Source organism: Streptomyces luteireticuli, from assembly GCF_041519305.1.
Classification (GTDB): Bacteria; Actinomycetota; Actinomycetes; order Streptomycetales; family Streptomycetaceae; genus Streptomyces; species Streptomyces luteireticuli.
This window is the reverse complement of record NZ_CP167927.1, coordinates 6,372,680-6,397,340: the sequence shown is the minus strand read 5'-3', so window position 1 is coordinate 6,397,340 and position 24,661 is coordinate 6,372,680. Positions and strand designations below refer to the sequence as shown.

Below are 24,661 nucleotides of genomic sequence, written 5' to 3'. Positions count from 1 at the left end.
GCCGCACCTCCGGGCTCAAGCCGCCCTGCGGCCGACCATCGCCGTCGCGCGCGCCGGCAACGGGAAGCAGTCCTCGACCACGAGCCCGGCCTCCTCCATCCAACCCCGGCACTCCGCGGGCGTGTACTCGCTGCCGCCCCGCGACTGCACCATCAAGGTCAGACTCAACAGCAGGTTGGCGACGCTCCGTCGGCCGTCGTCGATCATCGGGTCGTAGACGACGACCGCCCCGCCGGGACTCACCGCCCGGGCCGCCCGGGCGATCAAGTCACGTCGGGCGTCGACCGGACAGTCGTGCAGGACGTTGCCGAAGACCAGCACATCGGCACCGGGCAGCTCGTCCACGAAGAAGTCCCCGCCATGGAAGCCGATCCGCTCCGCCACCCCGGCCTGTCCCGCCAGCTCCTCCAGGAACGGCCGCATGACGGGACGATCGAAGACCGCTCCCTTCAAGTGCGGGTGGGCGAGTAGTAGTTGGGCCGCCAGATTGCCCCGGGCACCGCCGATGTCCACGAACGAACCGTGACGCGACCAGTCGAACCGGCGGACGAGCTCGGGGCCGACCGTGCCGTTGAGGCTGTCCATGGCGGAGAGGAACCGACGCAGCCGCTCCGGATCCCGGAAGATCTGGGCGAACGGCACCGTGCCGGACGCGTGGCCGTGCGGTTCACCGGTGCGCAGCATGGTCTCCAGACCCTCCCAGCCCGGCCCCATGAAGTCGGCGGTCATGGTGAGGAACCCGCCCACATACTTCTGCCCGCTGGGCAACAGGTACTGGGATGCGGCAGGAGTGTTGCGGTACGCCCCGTCGCGCCGCTCCAGAATGCCGAGCGCGGCAAGGGCGTCCAGGAAGTCCCGTACACCCCGGGGATGCAGCCCGAGCCGGGTCACGACCTGGTCCGCCGTCAGCATCTCCTCTTCCAGCGCCCTGAAGAGATCCAGATCGAGCGCGGTCATGAGCAGCCTGCTGCGCATGAACGACCAGCCCAGCAGCATGATGTCGAAGGGGTCGTCCACCGGCACGGGCGTCGCCGCCGTGCGTTCTGCACCCATCTCGTTCTCCTTTCCGACCTGTTCAGGCCGTCCACATGCCGACGGCCCGGAGAGCGGACCTGTCCGAGTCCAGCACCAGCTGGTGCACGGCGCGGATCTCGTCGCCCGGCTCGATCCCGAGTTCGTCGATGAGGTACTTGCGGGTGGTCCGATAGACCTGGAGCGCGTCACCACTGCGCCCCGAGAGGAAGAGGCCGATCATCAGCAATGCGTGCAGATGCTCGTTGAACGGGTGACGTACCACCAATTCCCGTAGTTCTGCGATGACTTCCCCGCGTCGGGTACCGTGCCGGAGCTCGAGCGAGAGACGCTCCTCCTGGGCCGTCATCCACGCCTCCTCCAGTCGGGAGGCGGCCCCCTTGAGCAGGGTCCCCTCACGCAGGTCGGCGAGGGGGACGCTGCGCCAGAGCCTGGCCGCGGCGCGGTAGTGCTGCAGCGCGGCCCGGTGGTCCTGTTCTTCGCGAGCCGCGCGGGCGCAAGCTCGGTGCCGGTCGAACTCGGCGAGATCCAGCATTCCCTCGCCCACGGCCAGGTAGTAGCCGGGCGGCTCGCTGACCAGGGCGAGCTCCCCGCGGGAACTGCCGCCGTGCACAATCTTTCTGAGCTGGGAGATGTACACCCGCAGGGCCTGGAGTGCGGTGCGCGGCGGTCCCTGCGGCCAGAGTTCGTCAATCAGTACGTCGATGGACAGGACGGTGTGGTGATGCACCAGCAGAGCCGCGAGCAGGACGCGCAGCTTGTGCGCTTGCGGGGTCAGAATGCGACCCTCGTCATGAACCTGCAGTTGGCCGAGAAGGTTGAAACGCATGGATGTGCTTCCCCGCCTTTCCTATCACCGGTGCGGCGTCGAGCCGCGCTCGGGGACAGGCAGGGAAGCGTGCTACCGGTGGTTCCGGACCGTCCCCCGCCGCATTCGCGACAATGACCTGGTTCCGTCATGCCGCCGAATACCCAGCGCAGCCATCACCTCAGAGAATGCGCGAGGCACTGCCGCGACCCGATGTACGGAGTTACGGTCACGACCTCCATCGCTTTGCACCGGCCCCAACTTAGCGGGGTGATACAGGCAGGCACATCAACCCGTGGGATGAATAACGATTCCCCGGCTTCCGGTGCGGGTCCGGAAAGCCGGGTCGTCGGGGACGGGCCAACCGCTCAGTGCGAGGCTCCCGCCTGAAGGCCGCGTCGGAGGGGCAGCGCCAGGACGAGCAGCACGACGAGGGCATAGACGCCGACTTCGTAGTAGAGGCTGGTGCCCATCGACTGCGAGAAGTGTTTCTTCGTGGTCCTGGTCAAAGTGTCGCTGACCAGCCCGGAGACCTCCGGGTTGCCGGCCCGTCCGGCCTGCGCCAACAGGTCGGTACAGCTGCGCTGGAGCTCCCCCGGGTCACTTGCCGCCGCCTGATCGGTGAAGCAGCGTTCCATGCCGCGCTCCAGGGAGCGCACACCCGCAGCGGGGACCTCCATCTGCGCCAACGATTCGCGGAAGGCCGGGAGCTCGTCCCGCACGGCCGCCCCGGCATGGCCACCGCTGAGCAGCCCGAAGAAGAGGGCCCCGAGGACAGCCACGCCCACCGCGTTCCCCGCCTGCCCGACTGTGGCCTGCACGCCGGAGGCAGAGCCGGCACTCGGCCCGGTCGCCTCGGCCAGCACCAGGTCATTCACCGAGGTGACGATGAGGCCGAGTCCGAGGCCCACCACGATCTCCGCGGGAACGAGCTGCCAGTACGTCAGGTTCTCAGGGTGTGCCCGCAGGGTGACCATCACGGCGACCATGCCGCCGATCATCACAAGCGCACCGATCTGGAGCACGAACTTTCCCAATTTCGGGAGGAGTTGGATGACGATACCCGATGCCATCCCCGTACCCAGCGCCACGGGAAGGAAGGAAAGGCCCGTACGCAGAGCGGAGAAGTGATATCCGGCCTGCAGCTCCACCGCGAGTACGAGGAAGAAGGCCGAGACCCCCGCGAAGCAGGCGAACTGGACGACCAGCCCCCTGCCGAATGCCCCTTCGCGGAACACCTTGAGGTCGACCACCGGCCAGCCGCCCCGCCGCTCCAGGGCCCGCTGGTGCAGGACGAACAGCGCGAGCATGGGCACCGACAGACCGAGCAACCCCCAGATCCACCACGCCCAGCCCGCGTCCCGCCCCTGGATCAGTGGGAAGATCACCAGCACCACGGCGGCCGTGCCCAGCGCTGTGCCCGGGATGTCCAGCCGGGGCCGTTCCTCCGACTTCCACTCGCCGACCAGCCGCCATGCTCCATAGGCGGCCAACAAGGCGATGGGAATGTTGACGAGGAAGATGGGCCGCCAGTCAAGCCCCAGGACGTCGAAGTGGATGAACACTCCCCCGACGAGCGGGCCGGCCATCCCCGCGAGCCCGGTGACGCCGCCGAGAGCACCGAAGGCCGCCGCACGGTGCTTGCCCCGGAAGGTGACGTGGATGATCGAGGTGACCTGAGGGAACATCAGGGCCGCAGTGAGCCCCTGGATCACCCGGAAGACCACGATCAGCACGCCGTTCGAGGCCACACCGCACAGCAGGGAAGCAACGGCGAAGGCCAACACACCCTGGATGAACACCCTCCTGCATCCATAGATGTCCCCCAGTCGTCCGCCCGCCACCAGGCCTGCCGCGAAGGCGAGTTGGTAGCCAGCCAGGATCCACTGGATCTGGGAGTAGCTGGCGTCCAGCGAACCCTGGATCTCGGGAGTCGCAACCGTCACCACGGTCACATCGAGCAGCTCCATAAAAGCGGCGATCAGGATGACCGCCAGCCCCAGCCACTCGCGGCGGGTGGGCTCCGCCGGCGCGGCCGACGGAACGGGTAATTCACTGCCGACGCCGACGTCACTCAAGGGGACTCCCCACAGTTGCCCGACCAAGAATAAGTTAGTATCCTAACGAATCAATAGGGGACGGTCAACCCTCGACGGTGAGGCCTCGATCGCGGCGGCGATACCCTTTTCGCCAGGAAGACAGCACAGATGGAGGTTCAAGTGCCGAGGCAGCAGCGCATGGACGAGGAGCACGCACCGGTGGACGCGGCTCCCATGTGGCTGCACCGGAGCGTCGCCCCCAAACTGCATCTCACGGCCAAGTCGTGCCGGGCCTTCTTCGAGGAGCGGCTGGCCGAGTCGGGCACCACGTTCGCCGTCTGGACCGTACTCGCCACGCTCAAGATGGAGGGCCCGATGATCCAGCGCGCCCTTGCCTGGCACCTGAACATCGAGGGCCCCACCCTCTCCCGTCACCTGGAGTCCATGGAGCGCCGCGGACTTGTCGTCCGCAAACGCACCGACGCCGATCGCCGCGCGGCCGCCGTGGAGCTGACCCAGGAGGGCGAACGCATGTATGCGAGGATCGAGAAGGTCGCCATCGAAGGGCAGCGTGAGATGCTGCAGGGCTTCAGCGACAAGGACATCGAGCTGCTCAACGGACTGCTCGACCGGCTCCTCGGCAACGTGGGCAGCGACTGATGGCATGACGGAGCCCCGTCCCACGGTGCCCGGGTTCTCCCGGCAGCGGGACGAGGCCCTGTGACAGCTTTCCGACCCTTCGTCAGTCCTGCCGTCGGCCCCCCAGCAGCCTCAGCGCACCGGAGGGACAGAGGTCCGCCGCGTCGCCGACGGCCTGGAGCTGCTCACGCCCCGGCACCTCGTCGAGCACCACGACGACCCCGTCCTCGTCCTGCTCGAAGACGGCTGGAGCGGCCAGGACACACTGGCCGGCGCCGACGCACTCGGAGTGAATCGCATCGATGCGCACCGCGGTGTTCTCGGATGCCGTCATGTCCCGCTCCCCCAGGTGATCGGAAGTGTGTTGACGCCCTGCACCGTGCCGCCGTCGCGCGGTACGACACGGTCGAGGTCCACGGCCAGGCGGAGCCCTGGCAGCCGCCCGAACAGGGCCGGCAGCGCGATCTCCAGCTCCGCGCGGGCCAGATTCTGGCCGAGGCACTGGTGGACTCCGAAACCGAAGGCCATATGGCGCCGGTCGCCCCGACGGATGTCGAACCGGTCCGGGTCGGGGAAGACGGTGGCATCACGGTTGGCGAGTGAGTGCACGACGACGACCGGCTCCCCTTCCCTGATGTGCTTCCCGCCGACTTCGATGTCGGTGGCCGCGACCCGGGTCCCGGCGATGTCGGCGATCGACAAGTACCGCAGCAGCTCCTCGACCGCCCGGGTGGCAAGGGCTGGGTCCGCGCGCAGGGCTTCCAGCTGGGAAGGGTGATGCAGCAAAGTGATCACACTGAGTGTGATCATGGAAGCAGTGGTCTCGTGCCCGGCGATGAGCACCATCAAGGCGTTCATGACGAGCTCGTGCGGGGCGAGCTCACCGTGGGCGACCTGGTCCCGGGCGAGCCTGCCGAGCAGTCCCGGGCCGGGTTCCGCCAGGAGATCCCCGATCAGCCGCTCCAGATAGGCGCCGAGCTCACCGGCCGCCTCGAGAGCCTGCTCCGGACTGTCCGCCTGGATCAGATTCCGGCTGGTCTCCTGGAAGAAGGCGTGATCGGCGTACGGCACGCCGAGGATCTCGCAGATGACCCGGGACGGCACGGGTAGCGAGAACGCGGGGACCAGGTCCAGAGGCCCGCCCTGTCCCAGCATGGCCTCGATGTGCTCGTCGACGATGGTCTCGATGACCGGCCGGAGAGCAGCGACCCGGTGCACCGAGAATTCGTTCATCAACATGCGCCGGTGCCGGGTGTGTTGAGGTGCGTCCATCCCGACAAAGGACGGCGGCTGGTGCCTGATGCCTTCCATGCGCGGGGAGACGATCGGATATCCGGGGTTCTGCCGGTCGGCGGAGAGATGTCCGCCGGAGAGCAGCTCCCGGGCGGCCCGGTACCCGGTGACCAGCCACACGGACGAGCCGTCGTAGAGGGTTCCCTTGACAGCAGCCCCCTGGTCACGGAACTCGGCGTAGCCCGGCGGCGGCTGGTAAGGGCACGTTCTGTCCTGCGGAAACGGCGGCGCCTTCGTGCATTTCTCGGTCGAAACGGCCTCACTCACCTAATCCCCCTCGGAATCGTGCCAGTTGTGGTGGGAAATCCGCCCGGTGGCAGGTCGGGCTCATGTCTCGCCGCGGGCAGGCGCCACCGGGCTCGCGGAATGGCGGCCGATGGTGGTGAACCTGCGTCGGATGCGCTTCTCCCATGGGTGCTCGACCCATCGGTAGAAGAAGGCCGAGACGCCCAGGGTGATGACAAGGCCGAGCACCGCGTAACCGACGTGCCCGACGGCGGGCCGCACCGGGTCGGTGAAGAAATCGGCGGTCTCCTTGCCCGGCGAGGCCGCACGGGCGACCGGCAACAGGACGGTGAACTGGAACAGGTAGAACGCATACGACCACTGGCCGAGGCGCGTCAGCGCTCTGCTGCGCAGCAGCGAGACTTCTCCGGCCAGGTCACGGCCGGCCAAGGCGGCGATCAACAGCGCGAAGAAAGGGGTCATGACCGTGTCCACTGCGTCGAAGAGCACAGCGCTGCGGAACGCGGATCCCCGGAGCATCCAGAGGACGAACAGCGGCACCAGCAGGAGAGCCGAAGCGGTCCGCACGCCGACGGCCCGCCAGCCTGCACGTACGGCCACGGCCGTCACCATGCCGATGAGGAACTGGGGCACCCTGGCGGCGGGCGAGTAGACGCCGAACACCACTCCGTCGTACCCCGCCAGGCTGGTCACGCCGGTCTCCGGCGGCCGGGCCAACCACAGCCCGGCCCGCAGCGCCACGAGCAGGGCAAGAGCCCCGCCGGCCAGCCACAGCAGCTGACGTGCGCGCCAGCCGCCGATCCGGCGGACGGCGAACGGGAACAAGGCGTAGAAGAATGCCTCGCACGACAGCGACCAGGTCACCGGCGTGGCACCGGTGAGGATCCAGCCCGGCACCCATGCCTGGACGAGCAGCACTGCCGAGAGGGCGACCAGCAGCATGTGCGCCCGTGACACCGATCCGGCGGAGGTCAGGGCAAAGAGTGTGGGAACGGCCACCGCCACGACGAGCAGCGGCCACACCCGGGCGAATCTCCGCCCGTAGAAGGAGCGCAGGGTGTCGTCCGGGGTCCAGGTCCAGGTGAGCACGAAACCGGAGAGGACGAAGAAGAGCGATACCCCCGACTCCCCCAGGGAGAACAGCCCACGGGTGTGCGGCACCGGCAACAGGACGTTGACGTGGGAGAGGAAAACCCCCAACGTCGCGAACCAGCGCAGTCCGGTGAGGGAATCGAGCCTGGCTCCCGCGGCGGGACAACCTGTCCCCCCGTCTCCAGGCCCTGCGGATCCTCGGACCGGCGTCACCTTCATGCGTCCCTCGCCTCATGAATGTGGGAGAACGTCTCCGTGCACATCCATGGCAGCGCCCGCCGGTGAAGGCGGGATCAAGCGCATGAAAAGGCCCCCGGTCCGCGTCGTGCCGCGCGCGGTGCGCGGCACTTCCGCAGCCGGCGCCTCAGCCCTCGTCCGGCTCCAGCCGCAGCGCGATCGAGTTGATGCAGTACCGCTGGTCCGTCGGCGTCGGGTAGCCCTCGCCCTCGAAGACATGGCCCAGGTGGGAGCCGCACTTCGCGCAGCGGACCTCCGTCCGGACCATCCCGTGGGAGCGGTCCTCCAGGATCTCCACGGCCGAGGAGTCCTTGGGGTCGAAGAAGCTCGGCCAGCCGCAGTGGCTCTCGAACTTCTCGGTGGAGCGGAAGAGTTCGGCGCCGCAGGCGCGGCAGGAGTAGACGCCGGCCGTCTTCGTGTCGGTGTACTCACCGCGGAAGGCGGGCTCCGTGCCGGCCCGGCGGAGCACCTCGTACTCCGCGGGGGTCAGCTCGGCGCGCCACTGCTCGTCCGTCTTCTCGACCTCGTAGGACATGGTTTCCCCTTGTCAGCTCTCCAGGCGGGCGAGGATCCTCGGGCCGAGGTCCGTGACGTCGCCGGCGCCCATGGTGAGAACGAGGTCGCCGGGGCGGGCCATTCCCGCGATCACGTCGGGGACGGCGGCCATGGTGTGCTCGGGGCGGACGTCGGCGCCCGCGGCCTTCGCCGCCTCGATGATCAGGTCGCTGGTGATGCCGGGGACCGGGTCCTCGCGGGCCGGGTAGATGTCGAGGACGACGGAGGAGTCGGCGAGGGCCAGGGACTGGCCCATCTCCTTGCCCAGTTCCTGGGTGCGGCTGAAGAGGTGCGGCTGGAAGACGACCAGGATCCGGGAGTCCTCGCCGACGGCGCCGCGGATGGCCTCCAGGTCGGCGGTCATCTCGGTGGGGTGGTGCGCGTAGGAGTCGATGACCTGGACGCCGGCGGCCTCGCCCTTGAGCTGGAGGCGGCGGCCGACGCCGGTGAACGAGCCGAGGGCGCCGGCGAGTTCGTCCGCGGGGACGCCCAGCGCGACACCGGCCGCGAGGGCGGCGACGGCGTTGTGCGCGTAATGGCGGCCGGGGACGGAGACCGTGAAGGCGATCGTGCGGCCGCCGAGGTCGACGGTGACCTCGCTGGTCAGACCGCGCGGGACGACGGAGAGGATGCGGACGTCGGCGTCGGCGCCCTCGCCGTAGGTGACGACGTTCAGGCCGTCGCGCCCCGCGACGCGGGCGGTCAGCTCGCGGGCGCCGGCCTGGTCGGCGGCGACGACCAGCGTGCCGCCGGGGCGGACGCGGCCCACGAAGGTCTCGAAGGAGTCGTGGATCTCGTCCATCGAGGCGTAGTTGGCGTGGTGGTCCAGCTCCACGTTGAGGATGATCGCGACCTCGGGCGCGTACTTGTGGAAGCTGCGGTCGCTCTCGTCGGCCTCGGCGACGAAGATCTCGCCGCTGCCGTGCCGGGCGTTGGTGCCGGGCCCGGCGAGGTCGCCGCCGATGGCGTAGGACGGGTCGAGGCCGAGGGTGTCCAGGGAGACGGCGAGCATCGAGGTGGTCGTCGTCTTGCCGTGGGTGCCGGCGACGGCGATCGGGCGCAGGCCGTCCATCAGGCGGGCCAGGGCGTCCGAGCGGTGGACGACGGGGATGCCGCGCCCGGCGGCGGCGGCCAGCTCGGGGTTGTCGGGCCGGATGGCGCTGGAGACGACGACGCAGGTGGCGTCCTCGGCGAGGTGCCCGGCGGCGTGGCCGATGTGGACGGTGGCGCCGAGCCCGCGCAGCGCGGCGGCGGTGGCGGACTCCCTGGCGTCGCTGCCCGCGACCTTCGCCCCGCGCTGGGCGAGGATCTTGGCGATGCCCGACATGCCGGCGCCGCCGATGCCGATGAAGTGCGGTCGGTCCATCGTCGTGGGGACGGCCGGTGCCATGTGCGGTGCTCCCTGGGGGGTCGGTGACTGCGACGAGTCCGAATTCTGTCAGACGGGGCGGATCAGTCCGGCCGCCAGGCCCGCGGCTACGGCGCCCGTACGGCTGTCCACACCGAGTTTGCCGTAGACGTGCACGAGGTGGGTCTTGACCGTGGCCTCGCTGATGAAGAGGCGGCGGGCGATCTGCCGGTTGGCCAGGCCCTCGGCCAGCAGGCCGAGGATCTCGGTCTCGCGCGGGGAGAGCGCGGGGCGGCCGCCGGACCGCACCCGGCCGAGCAGCCGGGCCGCGACGGGCGGGGCGAGGACCGTCTCGCCGCGGGCGGCGGCGTGGACGGCCGCGGCGACCTCCTCGGGCGGGGCGTCCTTGAGCAGATAGCCGGTGGCGCCCGCCTCGACGGCGGCCAGGATGTCGGCGTCGGTGCTGTAGGTGGTGAGGATCAGGACGGCGGGCGGGTCGGGGAGGGCCGTGATCCGGCGGGTGGCCTCGACGCCGTGCATGCCGGTGCCCATCTGGAGGTCCATGAGGACGACGTCCGGGCGCGGGCCGTCCGCGAGCAGGCGGAGCGCCGCCGCGCCGTCGGCGGCCTCCCCGACGGCCTCGACGTCGGGGAAGTCGTCGACCATGGCGCGCAGGCCGCGGCGGACGACGGGATGGTCGTCGACGAGGAGTACCCCGATGACGCGGTTCACGCCGCGGCCCTCTCCGTCGCGTACGGCAGCACGGCCGCCACCACCGTCCCCTCCCCCGGCGCGGACTCCACCGTCAGCGTGCCGCCCAGCTCGGCGATGCGCTCCCGCATGCCGTGCAGGCCGAAGGTGCTCCGCCCGCCGTCCGGGGCGGCGCCGGGGACGAAGCCGACGCCGTCGTCGAAGACGTCCAGCGTGACCTGGCCGTCGAGATACGCCAGCGTCACCGCCGTGCGCTCCGCGCCCGCGTGCCGCACGACGTTGGCCAGCGCCTCCTGCGTCAGGCGCAGCAGCGCCACCTCGGCGTCGACCAGCAGCGGACGCACCTCGCCGTCGAGGCGGAAGACCGCGCCCGGGACGGAGCGTTCCGTCACCCGGCGCAGCGCCTCCGGCAGCGGCGCGTCGTCCAACGCCGGCGGGGTGAGGGCGTGGACGAAGCGGCGGGCCTCGGCGAGGTTGTCGGCGGCGGTGCGGCCGATCTCGCGCACCCGCTCGCGGGCCCGCTCCGGTGGTGCGCCGTCGGCCGCGCGGGCGAGCAGGACGATGCTGGACAGGCCCTGGGCGAGGGTGTCGTGGATCTCGCGGGCGAGCCGCTGCCGCTCGGCGAGGCGGCCGGCCTCGCGCTGGGCGGCGGCGAGTTCGTCGCGGGTGCGTACGAGGTCGTCGATGAGGTCCTGCCGGCGGCGGCTCTCGCGGTAGAGCGCGGCGTACCCGTACCCCGTCATGATCGCGACGACGGCACCGGCCACCGGCCCGACGACCTTGGCGGCGGTGAGCCCGCCGGGCCCGGCCGCCTGGGCGGCGACGACCGCGCCGGTGGCGGCGGCGATCGCGGGGTGGGCCCAGCGCACCGGCAGGAGGTGCAGGTAGAGGAAGAACAGCGGGAAGGCCAGGTAGGAGAAGCCGCGGTCCAGGAAGAGCAGGACGAGCCACAGGGCGGTGACGGCGGCCAGCCAGAAGCCGGAGCGGGAGCCGCCGGGGCGCCGCTCGCGCAGCGCGGCCAGCCCGTAGAGCAGACCGAGGAGGAGCCCCGGCAGGAGCGGGGCGCGGCTGCCGGCGGAGCCGAGGGCGGAGGGGGCCAGGGCCACCGCGAGCAGGGCGAAGAACGCGCCGTGCAGGGCGCACCGCACCAGCCGCGGCGACGACACGGCGGCGCCGGGGGCGGGCGGGGGCGCTGCGGGGGTGGTCACCCGTCGAGCGTACGGGGCCGCCGGGGCGGGTCCCGCCGGGCCGTCCCTCAACCGTTCGATGGATTTCCGGGTGCACCCGACGGACGGGGTGAGGACCGTCCCGCGGCGCGATGGCGGCGGGGGCCGGGCCGGGGAGGGTTGGCGGTGTCCCGTCGAGGAAGGTTCTCCGTTGTTCGTCGCGCTCCGTGACATCCGTTTCGCCCGGGGGCGGTTCGCCCTCATGGGGACGGTCGTCGCACTCATCACCACACTCGTGGTCTTCCTGCACGGTCTGACCGGCGGGCTGGCCGGCGAGGCGTCGTCCGCCGTGGCCGGGCTGCCGGCCGACCGGATCGTCTTCGGCGCCCCGGCGGGCGCGGAGCCGGAGGTGTCGTTCTCCCGCAGCGCGGTGGACGACGCGCAGACGGCCGCCTGGCGGAGCGCTCCCGGGGTGCGCTCGGCCGAGCCGTTCGGCGTGGCGATGACGCGCCTGGCGGGGGCCGCGACGGCCGTACCGGTCAGTGCGTTCGGCGGCGCGGCCCGGCTGCTGCCGCCGCTGGTCTCGGGCCGCGCGCCCGGGGACGGCGAGGTGGCCGTCGGCGAGCGGGTCGCGCGCGAGGCCGGGCTGCGGGCGGGCGACCGGGTCACCCTGGGCACCCGCGAGGCGACCGTGTCCGGGATCACGCCCGACCGCGGCCATGCGCACGCCCCCGCCGTCTGGACGACGCTCGCCACCTGGCGGGAGGCCACCCACCAGCGGCAGCCGACCGCCCTCGCGGTCCGCGGCGACGGACGGCCCTCGGGGGACGCGGCACGGACGACCACGGCGGCGGACCGGGGCGCCGCGCTGGACGGGATCGACGGCTACGCGGCCGAGCACGGCACGCTCCAGCTGATCCAGGGCTTCCTGCTGGTGGTGAGCGCGCTCGTGGTGGGGGCGTTCTTCACGGTCTGGACGGTGCAGCGCCGGCCCGACGTGGCGGTGCTCAAGGCCGTCGGCGCGAGCAGCGGCTATCTGGTGCGCGACGCCCTCGCCCAGGCGCTGGCCGTCCTGGTGGCCGGCACCGCGGCGGGCGGCGCGGCGGGGTTCCTCGGCGGGTCGCTGGCGGCCCGCTCGGTGCCCTTCGAACTCGGCGCGGCCACCGCCGCCGTGCCCATGGCGGCGATGGTGCTGCTGGGCCTCGCCGGCTCGGCGCTCGCCGTCCGCCGCATCACGTCCGTCGACCCGCTGACCGCCCTGGGGGCCTCCCGATGACCGACGCGACGCCGCTTGTGCTGGAGTCCGTGAAACTCACCTATCCGGATGGCGGCCACCGGCTGACCGCGCTTGACGAGGTGTCCCTGACCGTCGCCGCCGGCGAACTCGTCGCCGTGGCCGGGCCGTCCGGGTCCGGCAAGTCCTCCCTGCTCGCCGTCGCGGCGACGCTGCTGCGCCCGGACTCCGGGCGGGTGGTGGTGGGCGGCCGGGACACCGGGCCGCTCGGCGAGCGGGAGCGCACCCGGCTGCGGCGCGAGCGGATCGGGATCGTCTTCCAGCAGGCGAACCTGCTCGCCTCGCTGACCGCCGTCGAACAGCTGCTGGCCGTGGAGCATCTGCGGGGCGGTTCGGTGCGGGAGGGCCGGCGGCGGGCCGAGGAGCTGTTGGAGTCGGTGGGGCTCGGCGCGGCCCAGCGGCGCCGCCGCCCGCACGAGCTGTCGGGCGGCGAGCGCCAGCGGGTGAACATCGCCCGGGCCCTGTACGGCGGCCCGTCCGTGCTGCTGGTGGACGAGCCGACGTCGGCGCTGGACCGCGAGCGCGGGGAGCGGGTGATGGAGCTGCTCGGCTCGGTGACGCGCCGCCACGGGACCGCGACAGTGCTGGTCACCCACGACCGGGAACTGCTGGGGCGGGCCGACCGGGTGCTGACGATGACGGACGGGCGGCTGGCCCGGTCGGCGGCCTAGTCGACGGCCCGGTCGGCGGGGCGGCTCACTCCTCGACCTCCTCGTCCTCGTCCGCGTGGGCGTACAGCTTGAGCACCGGTACGCCCACCTTGTGGCGGGCGCGCGAGGCCCAGTCCCGGTGGAAGAACTCCTCCACGAGGTGCGGGGCGGTGAGCACGATCACCTCGTCGGCACGGGTCTGCTCCACGACGGACCGCAGCAGGTCCAGCGGATGGTCGTCGATGATCTGGCCGACGGCCTCGCTGCCCGCCGACCGCAGCCGCCGCAGGGAGTGCTCCAGCGCGAGGGCCGCGGGCCGCAGGGCGTCCTCGCCCTCGGGCTCGTCCGCCTCGTGGACGGCCTGTTCGATCTCTCCCAGGGCGACGTCGTCGATGGCGCGCAACAACCGGTCCTCGGCGCCTCTGGGCTGCATGAGGACCACGAAGGACATCTGATCGTCGTGCAGGGTCGTGACGAAGTCGACGTCCGTCGCGGACAGCGGCTGTTCGATCATCAATACGCTCGTGAACACGGTCGGCGCCTCTTCTCTCCGTGGGCCCGGGCCCACACAGAAACCATCCTGCGCGTGCTCCTCGGGAGCCCGCTGTTTCGAACCCGTGCCCCCGGGGGAGCGTCCGACACAATTCTGCCCGTCGGACGAGAAGCGGAACAGCGAATTCCGCCGATTGTCAGACGTCGGCCGTCCTCCGGTAACGGGTGAACAAGAACCCGTCCTCCTCCAGGATCGAGGCCAGCCCGAACCGCTCGGGGACCTCCAGTGGCGGGCCGCCCGCGATCCGCGGCGCCGCCCCGGCGGCGACCATCGGGGCGAGCGAGAGGCACAGCTCGTCCAGTACCCCGGCCGCCGCGAACTGCCCCAGCAGCCGCGGCCCGCCCTCGGTCAGCAGCCGCGTCAGCCCGCGCGCCGCCAGCAGCTCGGGTATCCGCGCCACGTCCACCGTCCTCCCCTCCCCGGCCACGACCACCTCGGCGCCCGCCGCGCGCGCCGCGTCCCGCCGCTCCGCGGGGGCGGCCTCGCCGGTCAGCACGAGGGTCGGCACCAGCGGCCCGGTGAACAACGGAAGCAAGAAGTCCAGATCGAGCCCGGCGCTCACCACCGCGATCACCGGCGCGGGCGGCTGGCCGAGCGCGGCCCGGCGCGCCGCGAACGCCTCGCGGGCGCGGGCGGGACGGTACCCCTCCTGCCGCACGGTCTCGGCCCCCACCACGACGGCGTCGGCGAGCGCGCGCAGCGTACCGAAGATGCGCATGTCGGCGGAGGAGGACAGCGGCTGCGACCGGCCCTCGTGGTGGGCCGCGCCGTCCAGCGAGGAGACCATGTTCGCCCGCAGCCACGGACGCCCGGCGGCCGTGGCGGCCGGGTAGGCGTAGGCGTCGGCCAGCTCGTCGAACCCCCATTCGCGATTCTCGAGGTCGGCGGGGGCGGTGGGCGAGGGGAACAGACGTCGCATGGGCCGCAGTGTGACATGCCTCGCTCCGTGCCCGCCGGTACGGCTGCTGCCGGAGGGCTACGCTGGACGGTTGTGTCGTCCTCTTCTTCTGCCGCTCCCTCCACCGCCGACCGCCTCGCCGACGGGCCCGTCGCGCTGACCGAGCGCACCCCGCACGTCCCCGCCGAGCGCCTGGTCGCCGAGATGGTGCCGCCGCCGCGCTTCGACGCGGTCCGGTTCGACACATACATCCCGGACGCGAACCAGCCCAGCCAGGCCGAGGCCGTCCGCGTCCTCGGCTCCTTCGCCGCCGGGCTCGGCGGCGCGGCGGCGTCCGGCGGGCGCCGGGGCTGGTTCCGCCGGACGGCGAAGCCGACCGCGACGGCCGGGCCGCGCGGCGTCTACCTGGACGGCGGCTACGGCGTCGGCAAGACCCACCTGCTGGCCTCCCTCTGGCACGCCACGCCCGCCGCCCCCGAGCAGAAGGCCTTCGGCACCTTCGTGGAGCTGACCAACCTGGTCGGCGCGCTGGGCTTCCAGCAGACCGTGCGCACGCTCGGCGAGCACAAGCTGCTGTGCATCGACGAGTTCGAGCTCGACGACCCGGGCGACACGGTGCTCGTCTCCACCCTGCTGGGCAAGCTCGTCGAGTCCGGCGTCGCGCTCGCCGCCACCTCCAACACCCTGCCCGGCAAGCTGGGCGAGGGCCGGTTCGCCGCGGCCGACTTCCTGCGGGAGATCCAGGGCCTGTCGGCCCACTTCCGCGCGCTGCGCATCGACGGCGAGGACTACCGCCACCGCGGTCTGCCGCAGGCGCCCGCCCCCTTCGACGACGAGACGGTCAAGCGGGTCGCCCACACCACGCCCGGCGCCTCGCTGGACGACTTCCCCGCCCTGCTCGACCACCTCTCCCGGGTGCACCCGAGCCGGTACGGCGCGCTGAGCGACGGCGTCCGCGCCGTCTGCCTGACCGGCGTCACGCCGGTGCCGGACCAGTCGACGGCGCTGCGGCTGGTCGTGCTGGCCGACCGGCTGTACGACCGGGAGGTGCCGGTGCTGGCGTCGGGGCGGCCGTTCGACGAGCTCTTCAGCGAGGAGATGCTGGCCGGGGGTTACCGGAAGAAGTACTTCCGGGCGATTTCGCGGCTGACGGCGCTGGCGCGCGATGCGAAGTCCTTGGCGGACGGCTGAGTCGGGGCCCCCGTTCCGGGGCTGCGCCCCGGGGCTCGCACCGCGGCTCCGCCGCGGTAGGGCGGGGGCTGCGCCCCTGCACCCCTGCTTCCGAGGCTCCGCCCCTGGCCCCCGTTTGTCGCGGCTCCGCCGCTCGTCCTCAAACGCCGGACGGGCTGGAATGGTGCGCCCCCGCCTGGAATCCGGCCCGAGGACCGAACCCGCCCGGGGGCCAAACCAGCCCGTCCGGCGCTTGAGGACTGGGGGTGCCCCCCTGGGGGAGCCCGCAAGGCGCTTCGGGGGCCAGGGGCGCAGCCCCGGTCAAGGCCCGGCGGGCGCAGCCCGAGCGGGGTCCAGGGGGCGAAGCCCCCGGTGGGGCGCAGGGGCGAAGCCCCGCCACCGCGCGGGCCCCCGGCCCCCGGCCTCCGCGCGCGGCAGTGCGCAAGCTGGGTCGCGCAGGGGCGCAGCCCCCGCGGAAGAGGGTTGGGGCGGGACCGGGGCACACACCCACCGCGATAGCGTTCCCCCCGTGGCCCCGATACCCCGCACCCTCCGCACCCCCCACCCCCGACGCCCCCTCCCCCTCGCCCTCACCCTCGGCATAGCCCTCCTCTCGGCCACCGCCACCACCTGCGGCGGCAGCAGCAGCGCCGAGGAGAAGCCCGCCGCCGCGAGGACGACGAGCGCGACGGCCGCGAAACCGGAGCCGAAGCCCAGGGCGACCCCGGACGACGCCCCCACCCTCCCCCCGGGCCCCACCGGCACCACCCCCGTCTTCTCGCACGGCAGCCGCGCCCACGGCAAGCGCGTCGCGCTCACCTTCGACGCCGACATGACGGCCGATCAGGGACCCCGCGCCGCCCGCGGGGAGCGGTTCGACAATCCGGCGCTGATCGCCACCCTGCGCCGGCTCAAGGTGCCGGCGACCGTGTTCATGACCGGCACGTGGGCGGACCAGTACCCGGACCAGGCCAGGTCCATCGGCGCGGACCCGCAGTTCGAGGTCGCCAACCACTCGTACAGCCACCACGCGTTCGCGTCGCCCTGCTACGGCCTGCCGACGGTCCCCCGCGGCGGCGCCCGCGCGGACGTGGAGAAGGCGTTCGCCGCGTTCCGGAAGGCTGGGGTCCAGCACACCGTCCCGTACTTCCGCTTCCCGGGCGGCTGCCACAACCCCGCCGTGCTCAAGGAGCTCGGCCCCGCCAAGGTGACGGCCGTGCAGTGGGACGTCGTCAGCGGCGACGCGTTCGCCAGGCACCCGGAGCCGGTGGCGGCGGAGGTGCTGGACAAGGTCCGGCCCGGCTCGGTCGTCGTGATGCACTGCACCCGCAGCGCGGCACCCGCCACGGAGGCGGCGGTGAAGAAGATCGTCCCCCAACTGCGGGCGAAGGGCTACGAGTTCGTCAAGGTCTCGGAGCTGATCCGCGACCGCTGAGCGTCAGCCGGAGCAGGCCGTCCGCTGCGCCTCCTGCCACTCGCACACCGGGCAGAGCGTGATCCCCGACCGGTCGGCCGGGTGCTCGGTGGGGTCGCCGCAGAGCACGCAGTCGGCGAGGGAGGCACAGCGGGCACGGTCGTCGTCCATGCGCCCATCATCTACCGCCGCGAACTGAGCGCGCACGCCACCGCCGTGGCCCCGGCCGCGAACACCGCCGCGACGGCGAGCGGCAGCAGCGGCCAGCCGACCGTACCGCTCCGCGAGCCGGTGACCAGCTCGCTCATGGCGGCGTGCGCGGGCGAACCGCCCGGGATCAGCACCAGCAGCACCGCGAGCACCGTGCCGGGCACCGCCCACGCGGCGCTGCGCAGCAGCGGCCGGTTGCACAGCGCGCCGACGGCGGTCCCCGCCAGCGCGCAGGTCAGCGCGGTCAGGAACCCGGCCCCCGCCGCGGCGAACCGGTCCGCGCCGCGCGGGTCGCCGGTCAGCGTCACCACGGCGGTCCCGGCCGCGCCCAGCGCGGTGGAGGCGAGCAGTGCGGTCAGCACGCTCGCCAGGTGCACCCGCCACGGCCCCGCGGCCGCGGCGGTGCAGTCCCGGGCGGCGGGCGGCTCGTGGGTGACGCACACCCGCGCCAGCCAGGCGGACACCGGCAGCAGCACACCGGCCGCGAGGCCGAGACCGTCCAGCACCGGCTCCCCGGGCCGCACGCCGATCGCCAGGAGGAAGGCGTACAGGAGCAGCGGCGGCAGCCAGCGGTGCGAGCGCAGCAGGAGTACGGCCTGGTAGCGCAGCAGGGAGGTCATCGGCGGGGCTCCTCGGGGGCGTCCGCGGCGGCGACCGAGCGGATGTGCCAGGACGGGCGGGCGGTGAGCAGGGCGTGCAGCAGCGCGTCGGAGTCGGCGTCCGCGACGGTCAGCCGTACGGCGCCGCCGAGCGGTTCGCGGACCGGGTCGCCCGGCAGGCACTCGGGCAGCGGGCCGGTTCCCTCCGCCTCGACGCGGACGACGCGGCTCCGGGGAGCGGCGGCCGCCACCTCCGACAGCCGCCCCGCGGCCACCCGGTGGACCGCGTGGCAGTCCCCGGCCAGCCGGCGCGGGTCGTGGTCGACGAAGACGACGGACGCGCCGTCGGCGACGCGGTCGAGCACGGCGCGGTCGAGGACCCGCCGGGAGGCGGGGTCCAGGCCGGTCCACGCCTCGTCGAGGACGAGCAGCTCCGGCCGGCCGACCAGGCCCTGGGCCACGGCCACCTTCTGGCCGGTCCCCTTGGAGAGCCGGGACAGCGGGGTGTGCGCGTGCCCGGCGGCGCCGAAGCGCTCCAGCCACTCCCCCGCCGCCCGGGCGGCGGCCTGCCGGCGCAGCCCGTGGACCCGGCCGAGGCGGGTGAGGTAGTCGACGGCGGTGAGCGGCAGGGCCGCCGGGAAGCGCTCGGGAACGTACGCGGTGCGCGGCCGGCCGGTGATGCGCCCGGCGCTGGGGGCGTCGATGCCGGCCAGCAGCCGCAGCAGCGTGGACTTGCCCGAGCCGTTGGCCCCCTCGATCCTCAGCAGCGCCCCGCGCGGCACCCGCAGTCCGACGTCCCGCAGGATCCACGGCCCGCGCAGGCCGTAGCGACGGCCAACTCCCGTGAGGTGCACAGGATTCCCTCCCCTTGTCCCGGTGATCACCATAGCGGCCCCCGGGGGCTCCGGGAGGCGCCCCGGACGGCTGGCAGACTGGGGGTGTGAGCAGTGCCGAGATCTCCCCCGAGCCCCCGTCCGTCGACCCGCGCGACAACGCGCCGCAGTTCGTCCTGCCGCTGGTGGTGCGGCTGGAGAAGACCGTGCCGCCCGCCCGCACGGACGCCCTGGAGACCGCGGCGCGCGCGGTGCTGACCCTGCTGTCGGACGACCGCGCCGCCGGGGACGGCGAGTGGGCCGAGGCGGTGCGCGACTGGGAGGACGCCCGCATCCGCAAGGTGGTCCGCCGGGCCCGCGGCGCGGAGTGGCGCAAGGCGTCCGCGCTGCCGGGGATCACGGTGACGGGGACGGCCGCGGAGGTACGGGTCTTCCCGCCGGTCCCCCTGGACGGCTGGCCCAAGGAACTGATCAAACTCCAGGTGTCCGGCACCGAGTTGGACGACCCGGTCGCCCCCGCGCCCCCGGCCCCCGGCCGGCCGGTGCTGTGGATCAACCCCGGCCTGGAGATGTCGGCCGGCAAGACCATGGCCCAGGCCGGGCACGGGGCCCAGCTCGCCTGGTGGGCGCTGGACGAGACGGAGCGCAAGGCCTGGCGGGAGAGCGGTTTCGCGCTGTCCGTACGGACGGCCGATCCGGGACGCTGGGCGGAGCTGACGTCGTCCGGGCTGCCGGTGGTGCGCGACGCGGGCTTCACGGAGATCGCGCCCGGTCCGACTGTTGCAGTCGAAGGCGGCAGTCGATTCTGTCCGCTCCCACGCGAACGACGGCCGTAGCGCCGAGGCAGACGTCACTTGAATCGGAGTCCCGGCCGCCGAGGTGACCGGAGAGCATCCGGTCACCTCCCGCGAGGCCCGAACGGTCCGGGTCACTGGGTGGTGCTGCTGTCCCAGTTCATCTGCGGTGCGGCGAAGTCCGTCCCGCGGCCGGTGAAGGACCACAGGGCGGTGCGGTTGCGGCCGTTGGCCGCGTTCCCGTAGTCGTACATCACCGCGAGGTCGGCCCTGCCATCTCCGTTGAAGTCCCCGGCCACCGGCTCGCTCACGGTCCAGTTCCAGCTCTTCACCGGGTCGGTGGAGCTGTCCCACACCAGACGGGGCTTACCGAATCCGCTGCCGCCACTGGTGAAGGTCCACAGCCCGGTGCGATTGCCGGAGCCGGCCCTGCCATAGTCGTACAGCACCCCGATATCAGCCCTGCCGTCACCGTTGAAATCGCCCGCAACCGGCTTGCTCGCCGTCCAGTTCCAGCTCTCCGATCCGCTGTCCCAGGCCTGCTTGGGACTGGCGAATCCGCCTCCCGTACTGGTGAAGGTCCACAGGCCGGTGCGATTGCCGGAGCCGGTCCTGCCATAGTCGTACAGCACCCCGACGTCAGCCCTGCCATCACCGTTGAAATCGCCCACGACCGGCTTGCTCGCCGCCCAATTCCAGCTCTCCACCGGGTCCGTGGAGCTGTCCCACACCTGTTTCGGGCTGTTGAATCCTCCGCCGTTACTGGTGAAGGTCCAAAGGGCAGCGCGATTGCCGGAGTCGGTTTTCCCGTAGTCGTAGAGGACACCGACGTCCGCTTTGCCGTCGCCGTTGAAGTCGCCCGCGACGAGCTTGCTCGTGGACCAGTTCCAACTGGGAACGGCCGTGTCGTCGCGGCTGTCCCACACCTTACGGGGCGCCTCGAAGCCGTTCAGTGTTCCCTTGAAGGTCCACAGCGCGGTGCGGTTGCGGTCGCCGTCCTTGCCGTAGTTGTAGAGGACACCGAGGTCGGTCTTGCCGTCGCCGTCGAAGTCCCCGGCGGTCAGCGCGCTCGCGGACCAGTTCCAGCTGTCGGCACCGCTGTCCCAGACCTCGTGCGGCGCGGCGAATCCGGTCTCCGCTCCCGTACCGGAGCCATGGGAGATCCACAGGCTGGACCGGTTGTGACCGTCCGAGGTCTTCCCCCGTCCGTAGAGCACCGCGAGGTCGGCCTTGCCGTCGCCGTCGAAGTCGCCGGACGTGCTCAGATGCCGCGGCGGCTTGAGGGAGCCGATGATCGGCGCATGGTCCGAATACCCATTGGAAGGACCGCTGTTGGGCGTGTTCTCGGTGGTGTCCATCCGGGTCCGGTCGACTTCGCAGGAGGTGAACTGGCTCCCCGATTCCCCCCACGAGGCGAAGATGTGGTCACGCTTGCGCCATATATGTCCGCCCTTTTCGTCCCAGGAGTGATGGGTGACCTCGTTGACCGTGTCACCGGCGCCGTAGGAACGGCGGTCGCACTCGTCGAATTCATCCGAGATCGGCCTGAGCTGGGCGGTGTCAGGAAACATGTTGAAGTCGCCGCCGAGCACCAGCTGATAGCGGTCCGGCCAGATCTCGTTCTTCACGTTCTGGATCTGCCCCGGCCTGCGCGGGTCGGCGGGGTCGGACAGGATGTGGGTGGTGCAGACCCTGGTCGACCAGCCCTCGACACGTACACAGAGGACGGGCAGGGTCTCCTGGTCGCCGCCCCCGGGCACGGTGTTCGTCGCGGTGGTCCCGGTCACGCGCCCCTTCACCGCGATCCCCACACCCAACGTGCCGCTGAGCCCGCCCCGGCAGTTCGCGGTCCCGTCCGTGCGGGCTCCCGGGGCGTGCGCGATCGACCATCCGCTGCCGAGGGCCTCGCGCAGCCGCTCCATATGGCTGCCGGGCGCCTCGCCGCACACCTCCTGGAGCATGACGACATTGGCATTGCGCTCCACGACCACCTGCGCGATCTGGTCGACCTTTGCCTGGGGATCGTTGCGGTAGGGGCAGTAGCCGGCCTCCCCGCGCACCCCGCCGGCCTCCCCGCAAATGTTCCAGGAGACGACACGCAGTTCCGGCTCGGCGAGCAGCGCCAGCGGACTTTGATCGCGTACGGCGGCCGCGGATACCGCGGAACGCCCCTGCTCCGGCCCGGCCGCCTGTGCCGCCGAATGCACCGGAACGAGCAGGGCGCACACGCCTGTTATGGAAGCGAGCAGCGTTCTCAGTGGAGGTTTCATCCTGGGCGTGGTGTCTCATCCTCGGGCGTTGAGGTGCGCCAGGTTTGGGTGGTTTCTCCGGTGATCCGGCGGGCCATGGTGTCGATCATTGCAAGGTAGATCATGGCTTCAGAGCTGGCGGTCAGCGTCTCGTAGTCGCGGGCCAGACGGCGGTGCATCATGATCCAACCGAAGGTCCGCTCTACTGGCCAGCGGTGTGGAATCGGAGCGAATCCCCTGGTCCCGGGCTTGCGTTGGACGATTTCCAGGTCGATGCCCAGCCGGGCGGCGCTCTCGACGAGGTGCTGGCGGTAGCCGCCGTCGACCCAGATCTTCCGCAGCCGCCGGTGTGCCCGGGAGGCCTGCCTGATCAAGGGTGTGCCGGCGGTGGAGTCCTGCACGCTGGCGGCAGTGACCAGCACGAACAGCAGCAGGCCGAGCGTGTCGGTCAGGATGCTGCGCTTGCGGCCGACGATCTTCTTCGCGGCGTCCGTGCCCTGTGTGGCGGACGGGACGGTGTGGGCGGTCTTCACGCTCTGCGCGTCGATGATCCCCGCGCTCGGCTCGGCGTCCCGTCCGGCCTGCTCACGCAGCCGGTGCCGCAGCAGCCCGTTCAGCTTCTCGAAGACTCCCTCGTCACGCCAGTACGCGAAGTAGTGGTAGGTGGTCTCCCACGGCGGGAAGTCGTGGGGCAGGTAGCGCCAGGGGATGCCGGTGCGGTCCACGTACAAGATCGCATCCAGCAGGTCCCGCAGCGCGTACTTCGGTGGCCGCCCACCGGGGATGCCGGCCTGGCGGCGCTTGGCACGCCACTCGCTCAACACCGGCTCCACCAGGGCCCATCGGTCATCGGACAGATCGCTGCCATACGCTCGGCGTTCGCCCATACTCTTGGCGTACCGCGTTGGGGAACCCACCGCCAGGGCCCGGAGGTCCACTCGCCGATTCCTGGGTGAGACCGGGCATCCTTGAATGAGACAGACTCCAAGGCTGATGTCGGAACCCAAAGCGCATAACGCGCCGCAAGTCCGATGCCGTGGTGCACCAACAGGAACGAAAACCACACGTGCCTCACTGACCGCTCTTCAGAATCGGTCTGCCACGGGGGATTCCAGGATGAAACCTCCACTCAGTCGGTATTTCATCCTTCCTCCTCCCTTCTGCACGACATGAGCTCAGCCGACCTTGCTCATGTTCCAGTTCCAGCTCTTGACGGAGTCGGTCCGGCTGTCCCACGCGAGTCCGGGGCCGGAAAATCCATTGCCGGTGCTGGTGAAGGTCCACAGCCCGGTGCGGTTGCCGGAGTCGGTCCTGCCGTAGTCGTAGAGCACGCCGACATCCGTTCTGCCGTCACCGTTGAAGTCACCGGCGACCGGCTTGCTCGCGGCCCAGTTCCAGCTCTTCACCGCACTGTCGTCCTGGCTGTCCCACACCTTTGTCGGTGCGTTGAGGCCGGCGGCGTCGCCCGCGAACGTGAACAGTTCGGTGCGGTTGCGGTCGCCGTTCCTGCCGAGGTCGTACAGCACCCCGATGTCGGCCTTGCCGTCACCGTTGAAGTCACCGCCGACCACCTTGGCAGCCGACCATCTCCAGCCCTCCGATCCGCTGTCCCAGGCCTGCTTGGGACTCGCGAATCCGCCTCCCGTACTGGTGAAGGTCCACAGGCCGATGCGATTGCCGGAGCCGGTCCTGCCATAGTCGTACAGCACCCCGATATCAGCCCTGCCGTCACCGTTGAAATCGCCCGCAACCGGCTTGCTCGCCGCCCAATTCCAGCTCTTCACCGGGTCCGTGGAGCTGTCCCACACCTGTTTCGGGCTGTTGAATCCACTGCCGTTGCTGGTGAAGGTCCAAAGGGCAGCGCGATTGCCGGAGTCGGTTTTGCCGGAGTCGTAGAGGACGCCGATGTCGGTCTTGCCGTCACCGTTGAAGTCGCCGACCGTCAGCTTGCTGGCGTTCCAGTTCCAGCTCTTGACGGGGTCGTCGTTGCTGTCCCAGACCTTGACCGGGGCGGCGAACCCGCTACCGGTACTGGTGAACACGAACAACTTGGTGCGGTTACGGCCGTCCTCGGTGCGGCCCATGTCGTAAAGAACGCCAACGTCCGCCTTCCCGTCCCCGTTGAAGTCGCCAACCGTCAGCTTGGCGGCCGACCAACTCCAGCTGACTGCTCCGCTGTCCCACACCTTCTTCGGGCTGCCGAAGCCGCCACCGCTCCCTGTGAGCGTCCACAGTCCGGACCGGCTGACGCCGCCCTCCTTGCCATAGTCGTAGAGCACGGCCACGTCGTCACGGCCATCGCCGTCGAAGTCACCGTTGACCCGGGTGGAGGCGCCGTCGTCCGACGCGTCGGGGAACGGACGTGCGTCGTCGTCGGCCAGCCCCACCTTCTTTCCGCAGCGCGGCCAGGCCGTCGCGCCCACATCGTCGAGGACCCGCTGTGCGACCCGGATCTGCTCTTCCTTGGTGGCCTGATAGGGGTACGGCGCATAGTCCGTTCCGTGGTACGCCACCCACGTACTCTCCAGGAATTGCAGGCCGCCGTAGTACGGCCCCTGGTTATATCCCCAGTCCCCGCTGCTCTCGCATTGGGCCAGCTTCTCCCAGGTGGCGAGCGATGCCGCCTGGGCGGGGGCGGCGGTGGCCGACATGGCCAGCAGCATGCCGGAGGCCGACACCGCCGCTGCGCTCGCGCGTCCGCCCTTCCTGCGGGGTGTGCGGGTCTTGCGCATCAAGGGATCCATTTCTTCCTTCCATTGCATGACGGACGCCCGTCCGGCCGGGGCTGCACCCGGGCCGGACGGGCGTCGACGGCTGTCCCACGTTTCACC

Annotated in this window: 24 protein-coding genes; 6 read left to right on the top strand and 18 right to left on the bottom strand. The window is 71.5% G+C overall.

What is annotated here, in order from left to right; translation table 11 throughout:
- Positions 1 to 15: 15 nt before the first annotated feature.
- The 3 genes from AB8735_RS28760 to AB8735_RS28750 form a co-directional block, all read right to left on the bottom strand.
- The gene (locus tag AB8735_RS28760) at positions 16 to 1,053 is read right to left on the bottom strand and encodes a methyltransferase (RefSeq protein WP_372410328.1); all 1,038 of its coding nucleotides are present in this window, start codon (positions 1,051 to 1,053) and stop codon (positions 16 to 18) included.
- A gap of 22 nt (positions 1,054 to 1,075) precedes the next feature.
- Positions 1,076 to 1,861, bottom strand: coding sequence for a BTAD domain-containing putative transcriptional regulator (locus AB8735_RS28755; RefSeq protein ID WP_372410325.1), 786 nt, complete (start codon positions 1,859 to 1,861; stop codon positions 1,076 to 1,078).
- A gap of 347 nt (positions 1,862 to 2,208) precedes the next feature.
- Entirely contained in the window at positions 2,209 to 3,918 is a 1,710-nt protein-coding gene (locus tag AB8735_RS28750) for an MFS transporter (protein ID WP_372410322.1), read from the bottom strand.
- A 141-nt stretch (positions 3,919 to 4,059) separates the two neighbouring features.
- On the opposite strand from AB8735_RS28750, the gene AB8735_RS28745 reads away from it, so the two are divergent.
- Positions 4,060 to 4,539: a MarR family winged helix-turn-helix transcriptional regulator gene (locus tag AB8735_RS28745; RefSeq protein WP_372410319.1), complete on the top strand. Its 480-nt coding sequence runs from the start codon at positions 4,060 to 4,062 to the stop codon at positions 4,537 to 4,539.
- Positions 4,540 to 4,621: 82 nt separating this feature from the next.
- Here AB8735_RS28745 and AB8735_RS28740 read toward each other — a convergent pair whose 3' ends face one another.
- The 7 genes from AB8735_RS28740 to AB8735_RS28710 all read right to left on the bottom strand — a co-directional run bounded on the left by AB8735_RS28740 (position 4,622) and on the right by AB8735_RS28710 (position 11,208).
- A complete protein-coding gene (locus AB8735_RS28740) occupies positions 4,622 to 4,852 on the bottom strand; it encodes a ferredoxin (protein WP_372410317.1) in 231 nt (76 codons plus the stop codon).
- On the bottom strand, positions 4,849 to 6,078 hold the full coding sequence (locus tag AB8735_RS28735; protein WP_372410314.1) for a cytochrome P450: 1,230 nt from the start codon (positions 6,076 to 6,078) through the stop codon (positions 4,849 to 4,851). Before AB8735_RS28735 ends, AB8735_RS28740 begins: the two co-directional genes overlap by 4 nt.
- A gap of 60 nt (positions 6,079 to 6,138) precedes the next feature.
- Entirely contained in the window at positions 6,139 to 7,368 is a 1,230-nt protein-coding gene (locus tag AB8735_RS28730) for an acyltransferase family protein (protein WP_372410311.1), read from the bottom strand.
- A 145-nt stretch (positions 7,369 to 7,513) separates the two neighbouring features.
- On the bottom strand, positions 7,514 to 7,921 hold the full coding sequence (msrB, locus tag AB8735_RS28725) for a peptide-methionine (R)-S-oxide reductase MsrB (RefSeq protein WP_372410310.1): 408 nt from the start codon (positions 7,919 to 7,921) through the stop codon (positions 7,514 to 7,516).
- A 12-nt stretch (positions 7,922 to 7,933) separates the two neighbouring features.
- Positions 7,934 to 9,331: a UDP-N-acetylmuramate--L-alanine ligase gene (gene murC / locus AB8735_RS28720; protein ID WP_372410308.1), complete on the bottom strand. Its 1,398-nt coding sequence runs from the start codon at positions 9,329 to 9,331 to the stop codon at positions 7,934 to 7,936.
- Between the two features lie 48 nt (positions 9,332 to 9,379).
- Positions 9,380 to 10,021, bottom strand: a complete 642-nt coding sequence (locus AB8735_RS28715; RefSeq protein ID WP_372410307.1) for a response regulator — start codon at positions 10,019 to 10,021, stop codon at positions 9,380 to 9,382.
- Complete coding sequence (locus AB8735_RS28710) at positions 10,018 to 11,208, bottom strand: sensor histidine kinase (RefSeq protein ID WP_372410305.1); 1,191 nt, start codon at positions 11,206 to 11,208, stop codon at positions 10,018 to 10,020. The genes AB8735_RS28715 and AB8735_RS28710 overlap by 4 nt, the downstream gene beginning before the upstream one ends.
- Positions 11,209 to 11,377: 169 nt before the next feature.
- On the opposite strand from AB8735_RS28710, the gene AB8735_RS28705 reads away from it, so the two are divergent.
- The gene (locus tag AB8735_RS28705; RefSeq protein WP_372410304.1) at positions 11,378 to 12,442 is read left to right on the top strand and encodes an ABC transporter permease; all 1,065 of its coding nucleotides are present in this window, start codon (positions 11,378 to 11,380) and stop codon (positions 12,440 to 12,442) included.
- On the top strand, positions 12,439 to 13,131 hold the full coding sequence (locus AB8735_RS28700; protein WP_344019603.1) for an ABC transporter ATP-binding protein: 693 nt from the start codon (positions 12,439 to 12,441) through the stop codon (positions 13,129 to 13,131). Before AB8735_RS28705 ends, AB8735_RS28700 begins: the two co-directional genes overlap by 4 nt.
- Positions 13,132 to 13,156: 25 nt before the next feature.
- On the opposite strand, the gene AB8735_RS28695 is transcribed toward AB8735_RS28700, so the two are convergent.
- Positions 13,157 to 13,642, bottom strand: a complete 486-nt coding sequence (locus AB8735_RS28695) for an indole-3-glycerol phosphate synthase (RefSeq protein ID WP_372410302.1) — start codon at positions 13,640 to 13,642, stop codon at positions 13,157 to 13,159.
- Between the two features lie 157 nt (positions 13,643 to 13,799).
- Complete coding sequence (locus tag AB8735_RS28690) at positions 13,800 to 14,582, bottom strand: dihydrofolate reductase family protein (protein WP_372410301.1); 783 nt, start codon at positions 14,580 to 14,582, stop codon at positions 13,800 to 13,802.
- A gap of 72 nt (positions 14,583 to 14,654) precedes the next feature.
- On the opposite strand from AB8735_RS28690, the gene zapE reads away from it, so the two are divergent.
- On the top strand, positions 14,655 to 15,752 hold the full coding sequence (zapE, locus tag AB8735_RS28685) for a cell division protein ZapE (protein ID WP_372410299.1): 1,098 nt from the start codon (positions 14,655 to 14,657) through the stop codon (positions 15,750 to 15,752).
- 517 nt (positions 15,753 to 16,269) lie between these two features.
- A complete protein-coding gene (locus AB8735_RS28680) occupies positions 16,270 to 17,166 on the top strand; it encodes a polysaccharide deacetylase family protein (protein WP_372411927.1) in 897 nt (298 codons plus the stop codon).
- 3 nt (positions 17,167 to 17,169) lie between these two features.
- On the opposite strand, the gene AB8735_RS28675 is transcribed toward AB8735_RS28680, so the two are convergent.
- From AB8735_RS28675 to AB8735_RS28665, 3 genes are read right to left on the bottom strand one after another with little or no spacing between them, the layout of a single operon-like run.
- Complete coding sequence (locus AB8735_RS28675; protein WP_372410298.1) at positions 17,170 to 17,316, bottom strand: hypothetical protein; 147 nt, start codon at positions 17,314 to 17,316, stop codon at positions 17,170 to 17,172.
- An 11-nt stretch (positions 17,317 to 17,327) separates the two neighbouring features.
- A complete protein-coding gene (locus tag AB8735_RS28670; RefSeq protein WP_372410296.1) occupies positions 17,328 to 17,975 on the bottom strand; it encodes an ABC transporter in 648 nt (215 codons plus the stop codon).
- Complete coding sequence (locus AB8735_RS28665) at positions 17,972 to 18,808, bottom strand: ATP-binding cassette domain-containing protein (RefSeq protein ID WP_372410295.1); 837 nt, start codon at positions 18,806 to 18,808, stop codon at positions 17,972 to 17,974. The genes AB8735_RS28670 and AB8735_RS28665 overlap by 4 nt, the downstream gene beginning before the upstream one ends.
- A gap of 86 nt (positions 18,809 to 18,894) precedes the next feature.
- On the opposite strand from AB8735_RS28665, the gene AB8735_RS28660 reads away from it, so the two are divergent.
- Positions 18,895 to 19,623, top strand: coding sequence for a peptidyl-tRNA hydrolase (locus tag AB8735_RS28660; RefSeq protein ID WP_372410293.1), 729 nt, complete (start codon positions 18,895 to 18,897; stop codon positions 19,621 to 19,623).
- 92 nt (positions 19,624 to 19,715) lie between these two features.
- On the opposite strand, the gene AB8735_RS28655 is transcribed toward AB8735_RS28660, so the two are convergent.
- From AB8735_RS28655 to AB8735_RS28645, 3 genes are all read right to left on the bottom strand, one after another.
- Entirely contained in the window at positions 19,716 to 21,851 is a 2,136-nt protein-coding gene (locus tag AB8735_RS28655) for an FG-GAP-like repeat-containing protein (protein ID WP_372410291.1), read from the bottom strand.
- Positions 21,848 to 22,717: an IS5 family transposase gene (locus AB8735_RS28650; RefSeq protein WP_372404158.1), complete on the bottom strand. Its 870-nt coding sequence runs from the start codon at positions 22,715 to 22,717 to the stop codon at positions 21,848 to 21,850. The genes AB8735_RS28655 and AB8735_RS28650 overlap by 4 nt, the downstream gene beginning before the upstream one ends.
- Positions 22,718 to 23,005: 288 nt before the next feature.
- A complete protein-coding gene (locus AB8735_RS28645) occupies positions 23,006 to 24,592 on the bottom strand; it encodes a transglycosylase family protein (RefSeq protein WP_372410288.1) in 1,587 nt (528 codons plus the stop codon).
- Positions 24,593 to 24,661: the final 69 nt, after the last annotated feature.